This window comes from Massilia sp. PWRC2 (assembly GCF_049896725.1).
GTDB lineage: Bacteria > Pseudomonadota > Gammaproteobacteria > Burkholderiales > Burkholderiaceae_D > JAFCUW01.
This window is the reverse complement of record NZ_JAFCUW010000002.1, coordinates 1-12,427: the sequence shown is the minus strand read 5'-3', so window position 1 is coordinate 12,427 and position 12,427 is coordinate 1. Positions and strand designations below refer to the sequence as shown.

The window sequence follows — 12,427 nt, the reverse complement described above, 5'->3', positions numbered from 1 at the left end:
CCGCCCCGCCCCCGCCCGGCCCCCCCCCGCCCCCCCCCCCCCCCCCCCCCCCCCCCCCCCCCCCCCCCCCCCCTGGGACAGTCGTTGAACCGGAAGTGGCATAGGCAGGCGCGCCGTCTGGATACACCCCTGCGGATGGAGTATGGCCATAGCAGGCTGATTCACTACCAAGCACTCCGCACCCGAATTACGCCATCGTCAGCCGACTCTTTTTTCCATCACGTCATGCTCATGTTCAAACCGACCGTCCGCACCAAGACATAGGTGAACAGGCCCAGACCCAGCAGCGCCAGCACGAAGATGGCAGCGGCCTTGCTGCCGGCGCGTAGCAAGGCGCCCTTCTCCCTCTGCTTGCCCGTCTCTTTCTTGCCTTGATCGTAATGCCACTTGATGGCGAAGAACATGCCCGTGCCGAGCACGATCGCCTTGAAGGTAATTAAGACTACAGGGATCCAATCCATCATTTTGTGCTTCCAGGGTATGACTTGACAGTATCTGTCGTGAGGAACATGGCATCGAGCGCCGTGCTGGGCGAGGAAAAACCGCCATTGGCGTGCAACAGTGGTGTTGCTGCGCCTTCTACAGCATACTACCTAAAAGCAAGTTCCATACATCGAGACAAAATGTCCCAGGCGAAAACCATACAAGAGGAACAGGTGCCGGCCTGGTTGCCTCGCCTGGCCGGCAACAAAGGGCCCCGTTTTTTGCAGATTGCCGATGCCTTGCAGGCGGCGGTGGCAGACGGCGCGCTCAAGCCGGGTGACCGTCTGCCGCCGCAACGCCAGCTGGCAGCCTGGCTGGAGGTCGACCTGACGACGATCACGCGCGCCTACGACGAAGCGCGCCGTCGCCATTTGCTGGAGGGCCGCGGCACCCGCGGTACCTATGTCGCCGCGCCGAAAGTCGAGTTGTCCTCGATCCTCGACCTGAGCATGAATACCCCGCCAGCGCCCGATGGCGTGGACTTTGACGACATGCAGCAGCAGGGTCTGTCGCAAGTATTGATGAGGTCAGACAATGAATTGCTGATGACCTACCACCTGGCCGGCGGAAGCGAGGCCAACCGCCAAGCGGGCGCCACCTGGCTGGCACCGATGTTTGGCCAGCTCGATTGCCGTCAGCTGCTGGTCTGTCCCGGCGCACAAGCGGCGATCGCCGCATTGATCCTGGCGTTGACGCAACCTGGCGATGTGATTCTGGCGGAGACGATGAGTTATCCCGGCCTGCGTGCCGCCGGCACATCATTGCGGTGGCAGCCGATCAGCACGGGATGGTGCCGGAGATGCTGGAGCAGGCCTGTCGCCAGCACCAGCCTGTGCTGGTCTACCTCAACCCGACATTACAGAACCCGACCACCGTCACCACGCCGGCACGCCGGCGCCAGGCGCTTGCCAGCATCGCCAGGCGCTGCAATCTGCGCATCATCGAGGACGCCCCCTACTGGCTGCTGGCCGCGTCGCCGCCACCACCGGTTGCCACATTTGCCCCCGAACGGGTGTACTACATTTCAACGCTGTCGAAATGCCTGACGCCCGGCCTGCGTGTGGCGTTCGTGCTCATCCGCGACGAGCACGAACGCCAACGTTTCCTGGTCGCGCTGCGATCGTTTGCGCTGATGGTCGCTCCTCTGACGGCCGCCCTGGCCACCCAGTGGATCGTCGATGGTTCAGCCGGGCGACTGCTGGACGGCGTACGCCAGGAGGCGCGCCTGCGCCACCGGATGGCGCGCGATATTCTGGCGGGACGCTACAGCGGTGCCGGTGACGGCCTGCATGTCTGGCTGCCGTTGCCGGCATACTGGAATGCCGCGCAGCTGGCGCGCGCCGCCGACCGCGAAGGCATCGCAGTCACGCCGGCCCCGGCATTCGCCAGCGGCAGCGAGTCAGTCAACGCCATCCGCATCTCCTTGGGTGGCATCAAGGACCGTGCACACTTCCAGGCCGGTCTGCAACGGCTGTCGGCGCTGCTTGCGCGGCGGCCGCCGCCATGCAGCGCCGCAGTGGTGTAGACAACCCAGGCTGGTGTCACCAGCCTCTCGCCGCCATCGCCAGCCAAACTGCCGCGCTGACGCGCACGCCTGATACATCTCAGCGCCTCACTTCGATCATCCCCTAGCGTCACCAGAGGCGCAGCCCACGCCGACTGCAATTTCCCGTGCGCGGTCTGAGAACTGCCCAGGCAATACCGAAAATTCTGTTCCAGTCTGCGCATATTGCCTCCCTATCAGCATCACTTGGTAAGGCGAGTAACACATGGTAACAGCCCGATATTGCGTTTCGGTATGAATGTACCATCCGCTCGTCATTGTTTCCACATGGAAATTTCATTGGACACAGTTCGCGCGACAGCGTCGATGGCGGCATTGCCCCGATCTCCGCGCTTGGCAAGCCGATGCAATGCGCCCGTGTTGTGCACGCTGGCGCCAACCTGAACGAGAGCAGGAAAATGAAACAACTACCCGGACTGATCGCCGCATGGACTGTCGCTGCTGGCTTCGCCATACTGTTCAGCGGTTGCGCCAGCACCGACAGCAAGGGCGTCATTCCGCCGCCATTGCAGCATACGGCGCCGGTCGACCACGCCGATCTGCAGCCGCTGCTGCCAGCAGCAGGCGCGGGCGGCGGCGCGTACTACAAGGACGATGGCCCTGGCGCCCATCCGCCGTCGCGCCTCGACCTGGTACCGGATGCGATCTTCCAGGCTGAACCAATTGCAAAATCCGGCAACCGGCCGTATTCCGCCCTCGGCCAGACCTACCTGCCGCTGCAGGGCGATGCGCCGTATTCGCAGCAGGGCGTGGCCAGCTGGTATGGCCGCAAATTCCATGGCAAACGCACGGCGTCCGGCGAACGCTACGACATGTACAAGATGAGCGCCGCCCATCCCACGCTGCCGATTCCCTCGTATGTGCGCATCACCAACCTGGAGACGGGCCGGCACGTCATCGTGCGTGTCAACGACCGCGGGCCGTTTCTCGGTGGCCGCCTGATCGACGTGTCTTACGCTGCGGCGTTGAAATTGGGAATGCTGAAAGCGGGCCGCCAGCACGTCCAGGTCGACCGTATCCTGGCATCCGATAGCGAACGCATTGGCACACTGCGGCGCGAAGCGCATGCCGATGAATCGACCGCCCCGGACGACATCAAAGCGCTGATGCTGGAAGACCGCATGGTCGACGCCGAACTGCGTTGAACCGATGAAGAGCTAAAGCAACTGCGGCGTCTCCACCGGCGGCGGCGCCAGGAAGCGCCGCAACGCATCGGCTTCCTGGCTGGGACTGCGTCCGAAAAAGCGCTTGAACTCGCGGCTAAATTGGGACGCACTCTCGTAGCCGACCTGGGCGCACGCAGCCTGCGCGGTCATGTCGTTGCGTGCCATCAGCAGTCTGGCCTGGTGCAGGCGCGCCGACTTGACGTACTGGATCGGCGAGCAATGGGTGACCGATTTGAAGTGGACGTGGAAGGCTGGCACGCTCATGTTCGCTTCGGCTGCGAGCATGCCCACATCGATGCTGGCGGCGTAGTCGGCATGGATGCGCCGTAGCGCCTTGGCGATGCGGCCGAACTGGCCCTGGCCGGTGAGCGCCGCGCGCATGGCGGCGCCCTGCTCACCGAGCAACACGCGAAAGCAGATCTCGCGCACGATGGCCGGACCGAGCACGCGCGCCTCCAGCGGCGAATTCAGTGTTTCGAGCAGGCGCAGCACCGTCTCGCGCAGGCGCGCATCCATCGGCGTGGTCATCATGCCCTTGGGCGCGGCCGGCAGAGCGATCGCGCACTGGTCGATGGCGAACATCAGGTCAGCCAGCGTGGTGCGGTCGACCTGGATCGTCAACCCCAGGAACGGTTCATCCACGGTCGCTTCTGTGGCGCTGGAAAACGGCATCGGCAGCGCCACCACCAGATACTGGTCGGCGTCGAACTGCAACACGTCGGTGCCAAAAAAAGCGCGCTTGCGGCCCTGCAGCGCAATGGCGATGCACGGCTCCGACATCACCGGCGTCTTGGCCACGCTGTAGGTGGCGCGCGTCAAGCGTACGGCGGGCACGGCAGTGTCGGTATGGCCGTCATCGCGGGCCAGCTGGCGGTGCAGTTGTATCAGGCGGTCCACGTCAATTCCTTGGCTACATTTAACGATAGGAATGATCCATCAAAAGGCGGGCGGCCGCCATGGCGTTGCGGTCGAAGCATAGGATTAGGCAAGAAAGCGATAGGCATGTGCATGTGCAGCAAAGCGCCGCAGCCTTACCATGCAGGCGTGTTATTGCCATGAAAAGGACCGCATCATGAACGCACCATTGCATCGACAAGTCATTTTAATCGCCGGCGCCGGCCTCGGCAGCGGGCCGGCGACGGCGCGCCAGCTGGCCGCGCAGGGCCATCACCTGGTGCTGGGGGGACGTGGCGCCCAGCGGCTGCAGGCACTGGTGAGCGAAATCCGGCAGGCGGGCGGCTCTGCCGAATGGTTTGCGCTGGACATCAGGCAGCCGGCGCAGATGCGCGAGTTCCTGGCGTTTGCCGAAGATGTGCACAAGCGCATCGATGTGGTCATCCATAACGCTTGAGCGGGCTGGCAGGTTCCGCTAAAACTGCCGTCAAACCGCGGACTGCCGCTAGTCGCATTGCTGCTCTTGTTGCCCTTCAAATCCACCGGGAAATGGTCGCTCGGCCTGGCCGATCGCTTGAAGGTGGCCCGCACACACGCTACGGTGGACGTGACATGCCTGGTCGGGTGAGCCAGGCGCCAACGCTTGTTGGCGGCCCTGCGCTACCTTCGATCAGCGCGGGGCTGTGAGACTGGCAATGCGCACCATCTTTTTATTCACGAATTCCTGAATCCCCATATTGCCCAGTTCGCGCCCGTAACCCGAGTACTTGATGCCGCCGAATGGCAGCTCGGCATCGGTCCAATCGATGTTATTAATAAACATCATGCCGGTATCGATGTGACTGGCGACGCGTTTGCCGCGTGCGATGTCCTTGGTAAACACCGAGCCGCCCAGACCGAAATCGGAATCGTTGGCCAGTGCAATCGCGGCCGCTTCATCCTTGACGCGGTAGAACGACACCACCGGGCCAAAAAATTCATCGCGGAAGGCCGGGTTGTCCGCTGTGATGTCAGTCAGAATCGTCACTTGCATGAAAGAACCGGGGCGATCCAGGCGCTTGCCGCCCATCACCAGCCTGGCGCCGTGTTTGACGGCATTGTCGACTTGGCCGATTAATTGAAGCAAGGCTTCTTCCGTCGACAGCGGGCCGTGCGTGGTGGTTTCATCCATCGGGTCACCCGGCGTCAAGGCAGACAAGGCCGCCATAAATTTTTCGAGAAAGACATCGGCGACGGCATCGAGCACAATAAAGCGCTTGGCGGCGCAACAGGTTTGCCCGCCGTTATACATGCGCCCCCACACCGCCCATGGAATCGTCAAGTCCATATCGGCATCCTCGAGCACGATAAAGGCATCGCTGCCGCCCAGCTCCATCGAGGTTTTCTTGAGATTTTGGCCGGCGCGCGCCGCCACCGTGCGACCCGCAGCGACACTGCCGGTCAAGGCCACGCCTTTGATACGGGGATCGTCGATGATGGCCCCCGATTGTTCATGGGTGATTTGCAGATTGGTGTAGGCGCCGACCGGCGCGCCCGCATCGATCCACAGTTTTTCAAAGGCGAGCGCGCATTGCGGCACGCAGCCGGCGTGCTTGACGACCACAACGTTACCAGCCATTAACTGGGCGCCGGCAACACGGGCCAGTTGGTAGTAGGGGAAATTCCACGGTTCGACACAGAACAGCACGCCCAGCGGGCTGCTTTCCATGTGCGCTTCGCCCACCTTTGGATGGAGCTGCACGGGCTTGAGAAACTCTTCGGCGTGTTCGGCGTAGTAGTTGAGGATATCGCCACTGAACTTGACTTCGCCGCGTGCTTCGTCGATACGCTTGCCCATCTCCAGCGTGGCTAATGTTGCAAAGTCGTCGACATGCGCATGCAGCAGTCTGGCCGCCCTGGCGACGATGGCGGCGCGCTCCTGGTAACTGGTCTGCTTCCACGTCTGGAAACACGATTCGGCCGTCGCCAGGGAGATTTCAAGCTGGGCGTCGCTGACATGGTCATACGATTTGAGTGTTTTTCCGTTATTCGGATTGATGCTTTGATAGGACATGGTGGGGACCGCTTTCTGTTGAGGGTAGGAAGGTTGCACGCCCGCGATGGTGCGGAAGGTGTCCAGCGGCGGACGACACATCGACACGCGGCGAAGGCGGGCACTGGTGATCGGCCGTCGAGGAGCGCGTGGCAGATTTTTGCCAGCGCTACAGAAACGATGGCGTACGTTTGTGGACCAGCATAGACGGCTCAGGCAAACGTTCAGTGTGGCTTCGCGCTTTCAGCCGCTGCGCGGGATGTTTACACGAAGTTTTGCGGGAATCGCATCGCCAAGTGGGGGCGCCTGCAGGCATCTGGACTCGACGGCAGGGGCACTCGACGGTAAAAGCACGCAGGCGCGCTCGACTTGCACAGTGTCGACAGGCGCCCGCGACTGCAACCTGGCCGCGGCCAGAAAAAAGAGTTGTGCGGATTGTCAGAATGTCGCGTGAAAGAATCGGCGTGCCGGATCAACGCTCCAGCACGTAAAACTTCACCGTATCCTGCCCGCACGAAGAAATGACTTGCAGGCTGTGCCATCCAGTCGGCAATTTTTGGGCGAAATTCACACTCGCGGTATCGTAGAACGACGCGTTGCCGGTCAGTACGCCATCGAGGTACCAGGCGACAGAATACGATCCCCCTGGACAGGTGGTTGTGAAACTGGAGGAAAAATAATTGGTGAACGTTCCCCCATTGATTGGATAGGCGATGTTGACTGCCGCGTTGCTGGCATTGGCCGCCGTGCCCAAGGAAAACAGGCTGGCCATGGTCAGCAGCAGTAGCGATTTTTTCATGAACTTCTCCTCCCAAAAGGCTGCATTAAAATAGACCAGTGCGCTGGGCGGACTGATCGTCGTGAAGCGCGATTCATGCTAGTCGTGTGCCACGAATTACACAGCTGTAAGAAATAGGAGGAGAAACGAGCAGCTCATCCGCAGGCCGCAGGCGCATCCTGCGCTGCTCAGTGACAATGAGCGCCTGATCCGGTACGGGGTACATAGGCTTCGGACAGGGGCGCGATCAATCGGACTGTGTGTCCACACCACCTTCGAAGAGCGACCAGCAAGCACTTCCAGGTGAATTGAGGAAAACAATTTCTCTGGATCAACTATAATGCGACGCCGGCCGACCCGCCATCCGCCATCGAGGAAGACCTTGCATACCTGTCCAGGCGCCAGCCCCGGCACTCGCGCCCTGTCAACATCCCACCGGCGTTGTTCGCCGCAAGCGTCAGGCGCCGCCGGCGGCTTGCCACAAGACTGTCCCGTTTGACAGTCATCCGCACACTTTGACTCTTGACTGAAGTACTCATTGATTCGACTTCTCTACCTCAGTCATGCTGCTTCCACCATCTCGGAGGAACAAGTGCAGGAAATCCTGCTGTCTTCGCGCCGAAATAATTCGGCCAGCAGCATTACTGGCATCCTGGTCCACGGAGGCGGACTGTTCATGCAAGTGTTAGAAGGGCCGGAATCAGATGTGCTCCGGAAATATGTGAAGATTCTCGATGATCCCCGACACAGCGGTGCCCAGATTCTTTGTATCTCTCCAGTGAAAAACAGGATCTTCGAGAAGTGGTCGATGGGGGGCATAGCGAGTGATCCCTTGCAATTTCAACACATCGCCACATTGCGCGCTCGCCGTCTGGAGGTCATCGACGAAAATACCTTCACCGAGACGATGCGCGAGTTTGCACAGAGGCTGAGAAGCCCGCAGTAAGCGTGGTTCCCGCTATTTTTTGGCAGGAAGCAACATGCACCCGGTGGTAAAAGAAGCAAGCGCAGCGGAAGCGAGCACCACACTAGCTTCGAGCGGAAGATTGCTGTTGCAAGGTGTGCGTCAGCGCCCCGCCCTGCGGCGCGGCGCCAGCACTGGCAAGTCGTTCACGCAACGCCGCATTTTCCGCCTCCAGCTGGCCGATGCGATCATGCAGCGGGCGCACTGCCTGCTTGATTTCCTGCTCGCTAAAACGCGGCGTAATATGCTGCGAGCAATTCCAGTCAAAGTTCTGCAGACGCAGCAGGAAAATGCGTTCGATCTTCGCCTTGTAACCGGGGACGGTAAGGAGTTCGGTCAGCGCTGAATCGACATCGCGCTCGAGCAGTTCGACACGGACGTAGATCTTCAGCCGCGCGCGCCGGGCATAGTCCATCAAGAACAGACAAGCGCGGTCATTGGCGGCCAGGTTGCCGGTGCTGATGTACTGACGGTTGCCGCCATAATCGGCAAAGGCAAGCGTGTGCGCGTCGACCACCTTGAGAAAACCGACCGGCCCGCCCCGATGCTGCACGTAAGGCCAGCCGGTTTCGGACACGCTGGCAATGTAAAAGCTGTCGCGCGCCGCGATAAATGCCTGCTCGCTCTCGGTAAAGCGGTCGAACTGACGATGGCGTTTGAAATCTTGCCAGAGATGATACGCCCCCATCTTCGCTTGCGCCGCGCGCACGCTGGGCGTCATCGCGATAGCGAGAAAACTATAGGACATTGGTCGACCTCCATAAAAAATCAATCAAGTGAGCAGGCGGCGACGCTGATCGCCTGTCGGCGGGATCGACAGCGGTGCGGGTGCGCCAGGAGCTATCTTGAACCTTTCAGTGCCCATTGATAATCCCGTAAAATTAATAAACTCCCTCCCACTTTCCGGAAGAATTGAATGGACCGTTTCGAAGCCATGTCGCTGCTGGTGGCAGTGACGAAACACGGCAGCCTGTCGGCGGCGGGACGCGCCACGCGGGTACCGCTGGCCACACTGAGCCGCAAGATTTCTGATCTGGAAGCCTTGCTCGGTACCCGGCTGCTGCTTCGCACCACGCGCAAGATCACGCTGACGGACGCCGGCGTTGCCTATGTCGCAGCGGCGCGCCGTATCCTTGAAGAGGTCGAGAACGCGGAGCGCGAAGCGGCCGGTGAATTCACCGCCCCCAAGGGCGAGCTGGTCATTACTGCGCCGACCATGTTCGGGCGCCTGCATGTGCTGCCCGTCATCGCCGATTTCCTGACGGCCTTCCCGGAAATTAATGTTCGGCTCGTCCTGGCTGACCGCAACGTCGACTTGCTTGGCGACCACGTCGATATGGCGGTCAGAATTGGCAAGCTGCCCGACAGCGCGATGGTGGCAACCCAAGTGGGCACCATGCGTACCGTGACATGCGCCAGCCCTGTACTGCTGGCCGGCACCGGTGCGCAAGGCGCGCCGCGCAGTCCCGATGATTTATTCGGGCTGCCCTGTGTGACGGTGGACACGCCCATGCCGTCGCCGCCCTGGCGCTTCCGGCATCCACGCTCAGGCGCTGCGATAGACGTTGCCATCGTGCCGCGCCTGGCCGTCACCACGCCGGAAGCGGCGGCGCAGGCAGCCGTTCTCAAGGTGGGGGTGGCTCGGCTGTTGCATTACCAGGTGATCGATGCCGTCGCTCGTGGCGAGCTGCAGATTGTTTTAGACACCTACGAAGCCGAACCCGTGCCCGTCCATCTGGTTCACGTCTTGCGCGGGCAGATGCCGCTGAAGATGCGCCGCTTTCTTGATTTTGCCGCGCCGCGCCTACGGCAGGCCGTTAGCGGTATTGCTTCAAAGCGGTAGCGGCGGCGACCACGGCGCACGTACTAAAGCGCTGTTCGTGCAAACGCAACAGCTCATTGGCAATGGTGCATCGCGAATTGTCGCCAGCATGTGCAATCCTATCAATATGCAATTCATTAATAAAGTTGAATAAATTTCCTATTCCATAGCATTCATGCATGCCTCCTGAAATTCATGCCCGGCAAATCAGTAGCACGGACTTTTTAGAGGGATAAAAATCTTTATTTTCCAAATCAAGTCGTTTTATCAGCTTGTCATCGGATCGTATGACTTGATTAACCATTGAAATTTAGCCAGCCGAAAATATATTTGACACCGTTACCGGCTCAACATTATATTTTCGCGATCTGATTTATCTCAGCAGTATTCCCGTCGCAGATCCGCGATGAAAGCGCCGAGTCGGCGAATTCTTAATACCAATCCAATCATGGCGCAGCTTTCTCATATAAACCAAAAATCTCCATCACTGCTGTCCAAGCTGACGCAGATGGCAGCGTTCCTGCTGTCGTCGGGCTTGTTCGCTTCCTGCGGCGGCTCGGGGTCGACGGCGCCAGCTGCAGCGGCCACCACGCCTGGCGCGCCGCCGGCGGCTGGCGCCACTGCGGGGACTGGAACTGCAACTGGAACGACCGTTACCTCGCCGCCCGCCACAGCGGCTGTTCTGGGCCTGACCTCGACGGTGATTGCGCCCGCCAATGGCGGCAAGCTCTTTAGCGTAAAAGCCAACTTTTTCGATGATGGTTTTGTGCCCGCCAATCCGGTATCGAATTACGGATTCCCGAATCCGATCATTACCTACGCGAACACCGACGGCAGCGTTGATGTGGCCTGGCTTGACTATGCGGGGACCGCTGGCCGCAACGCCGGCGGCCTGAGCACGCCACACGCCATTCATATCACCCACGTCAACGCCGATCTGAGCGCCGGCGCCACCACCGCTACCGGAATTCTCTCCTACAAGCTGCTGGGATTTACCAGGGACAGCGCCGGCGCTTATTACATTGCCTATAACGTCGACCACCCGTTCAAAAACGCCATCGCCGGCGACGTCAATAACGTCAACGGTAATATGCTGAAGGTGGCCAAGTCGGCCAGCGCCAGTTTTACCACCCCGCTCTGGGACACCCTGGTATTTGGCGATAAAGACAATCACGCCGATGGCAGCAAGGGCGATCCCGGCACGGCCGGTGGTGGCGTACTCGCTTACGATGCGGCTGGCCAGAAATTGCTGATCTATGTGGCGCACCAGATGGCATGGGGCGTCAACGGCACGCGCCACCAGGCCGGTTACCTGCGCTATGTCGACCCCGGGTCCGGCAAGCTGATCGCGCCCGGCGGCGCCAGCGACTTCATGGGCACCGGCTGGCTGTATTCGCACAACTTCAACCAGCGCCTGCTGATCGACAACGGCACGGCATACCTGCTGGCGCACGGCGACGCTTACGCGCGCCAGCTGGGCTTCATGGCGTATTCCTACGCCAGCTATGCGAAAAACGATCGCGCGCTGCTCGACCAATCCTATCTGGCGATCGACGGTGCCGAGGGTGACAACGCCACCAATGCGCAGACCGGTCAATTCATCAAGCTGGCCAATGGCACTGTCGCCATGGTGCACACTACCAGCCAGGCGCGCGCCGCTCGGGATGTGCGCATCGTCATGGCCAGTAGCGTTGACGGCAGCACCAAATCAAGTGCATGGCTCACCACCAATATCGCCGGGGTTGAGGCCATCACACCGAAACTGGAAGCGAGCGGCGATAACATCCTGGTGACGTACGGACTGTGGAAATCGGCCAACCGGACCAACAAGGTCATCGAATGGCATATCGTCCTGCTCGACGCCAACCTGAATGTGTTGTCGAGCTATGTGCCGACCGCGGTGGAATTCACTACCGACGCGCCCTTGATCCGGTTTGGCGGCGGCCCGCATGCGGGACGGGTTGGCTGGATTTCCGGCAATGATGCGGGAACAATCAGCGTCAATCTCATCAACACGCAATAGATGTGACCCGACTTGCCCCGCGGTCGTGGCTGCTCCGGTTCGACAGCCGGGCCGACCTGGAAACCAGCGTGGCACTGATTCATTCTGGCCGATGGAATTCATCGGTGCTTACCTGGGGGTTTGGTTTCCCATGATGGTATAGCTCCGAACCGTGCTAAATTTTTGTGAAACAAGAGCGGAAAGCGCGCGTCTCAAATCGGAAAAGTGCAGGATAAAAAACTTTTTCGCCGAGCCGCAGGATGATAATATTATAGCGCTTGCAGTTCTACCCACGACACCGAAGGTGGCGATGGCGTTTGATTGTCGTGCACCCGCAGCCCCCAAACCAATCGAAATTCCGTGCGATTTATCTGGATCCATTCCTTATGAAATGCTACAGACAATTGAATATAATCGTTTGCGCCTGCTGGTTAGCTTTAGCGTCGAGCGGCGTTGCTGCATACGACTCAAGCAAAGACGCACTGGTTACAACTGCCAGGGATCAAAATGGCGACCTGATTCCATATATTCTCACATCGAACAACTCAGCCAAGAAAAGATATGCCTTGATAGTCATGCCGGGCGGTGCGGGCACGCTGAACCCACCTCGTTATACACAAGTCCGAAGCGCCGAACGCCGGAGCTGAAAAATCGTTTACTTTCAATGACTTGCAGCAGCCCTTGTAAACTTGATCGTTTTCGCGTTTACTCTCGTCTTTTGG

General features: G+C 60.1%; 10 protein-coding genes and 1 pseudogene. 6 read left to right on the top strand and 5 right to left on the bottom strand.

Annotation, left to right across the window (positions count from 1 at the left end):
- Positions 1–218 precede the first annotated feature (218 nt).
- Entirely contained in the window at positions 219–464 is a 246-nt protein-coding gene (locus ACP7BZ_RS04770; RefSeq protein WP_426110579.1) for a hypothetical protein, read from the bottom strand.
- A 159-nt stretch (positions 465–623) separates the two neighbouring features.
- Between ACP7BZ_RS04770 and ACP7BZ_RS04765 the strand changes: the two are divergent.
- Together ACP7BZ_RS04765 and ACP7BZ_RS04760 are read left to right on the top strand one after the other, a co-directional pair.
- Positions 624–2,008 (top strand): annotated as a pseudogene (locus ACP7BZ_RS04765) (PLP-dependent aminotransferase family protein).
- A 437-nt stretch (positions 2,009–2,445) separates the two neighbouring features.
- Positions 2,446–3,192 carry a septal ring lytic transglycosylase RlpA family protein gene (locus ACP7BZ_RS04760; RefSeq protein WP_426110577.1) on the top strand — a complete coding sequence of 249 codons (747 nt, stop codon included), beginning with the start codon at positions 2,446–2,448 and terminating at the stop codon, positions 3,190–3,192.
- A gap of 12 nt (positions 3,193–3,204) precedes the next feature.
- Here ACP7BZ_RS04760 and ACP7BZ_RS04755 read toward each other — a convergent pair whose 3' ends face one another.
- Positions 3,205–4,101 carry an AraC family transcriptional regulator gene (locus ACP7BZ_RS04755; protein ID WP_426111654.1) on the bottom strand — a complete coding sequence of 299 codons (897 nt, stop codon included), beginning with the start codon at positions 4,099–4,101 and terminating at the stop codon, positions 3,205–3,207.
- A gap of 184 nt (positions 4,102–4,285) precedes the next feature.
- Here ACP7BZ_RS04755 and ACP7BZ_RS04750 point away from each other — a divergent pair, with 184 nt between their 5' ends.
- A complete protein-coding gene (locus ACP7BZ_RS04750; protein WP_426110575.1) occupies positions 4,286–4,564 on the top strand; it encodes an SDR family NAD(P)-dependent oxidoreductase in 279 nt (92 codons plus the stop codon).
- A gap of 213 nt (positions 4,565–4,777) precedes the next feature.
- Here ACP7BZ_RS04750 and ACP7BZ_RS04745 read toward each other — a convergent pair whose 3' ends face one another.
- Together ACP7BZ_RS04745 and ACP7BZ_RS04740 are read right to left on the bottom strand one after the other, a co-directional pair.
- A complete protein-coding gene (locus ACP7BZ_RS04745) occupies positions 4,778–6,160 on the bottom strand; it encodes an NAD-dependent succinate-semialdehyde dehydrogenase (protein ID WP_426110573.1) in 1,383 nt (460 codons plus the stop codon).
- Positions 6,161–6,611: 451 nt separating this feature from the next.
- The gene (locus tag ACP7BZ_RS04740) at positions 6,612–6,938 is read right to left on the bottom strand and encodes a hypothetical protein (protein ID WP_426110571.1); all 327 of its coding nucleotides are present in this window, start codon (positions 6,936–6,938) and stop codon (positions 6,612–6,614) included.
- A 517-nt stretch (positions 6,939–7,455) separates the two neighbouring features.
- On the opposite strand from ACP7BZ_RS04740, the gene ACP7BZ_RS04735 reads away from it, so the two are divergent.
- Positions 7,456–7,863, top strand: a complete 408-nt coding sequence (locus ACP7BZ_RS04735; protein ID WP_426110569.1) for a BLUF domain-containing protein — start codon at positions 7,456–7,458, stop codon at positions 7,861–7,863.
- Positions 7,864–7,945: 82 nt separating this feature from the next.
- Here the strand turns inward: ACP7BZ_RS04735 and ACP7BZ_RS04730 are convergent, their stop codons facing one another.
- Positions 7,946–8,629 carry a pyridoxamine 5'-phosphate oxidase family protein gene (locus ACP7BZ_RS04730; protein WP_426110567.1) on the bottom strand — a complete coding sequence of 228 codons (684 nt, stop codon included), beginning with the start codon at positions 8,627–8,629 and terminating at the stop codon, positions 7,946–7,948.
- Positions 8,630–8,797: 168 nt separating this feature from the next.
- Here ACP7BZ_RS04730 and ACP7BZ_RS04725 point away from each other — a divergent pair, with 168 nt between their 5' ends.
- On the top strand, positions 8,798–9,724 hold the full coding sequence (locus tag ACP7BZ_RS04725; RefSeq protein ID WP_426110565.1) for a LysR substrate-binding domain-containing protein: 927 nt from the start codon (positions 8,798–8,800) through the stop codon (positions 9,722–9,724).
- Between the two features lie 487 nt (positions 9,725–10,211).
- On the top strand, positions 10,212–11,726 hold the full coding sequence (locus ACP7BZ_RS04720; RefSeq protein WP_426110563.1) for a hypothetical protein: 1,515 nt from the start codon (positions 10,212–10,214) through the stop codon (positions 11,724–11,726).
- The last annotated feature ends 701 nt before the right edge of the window (positions 11,727–12,427 follow it).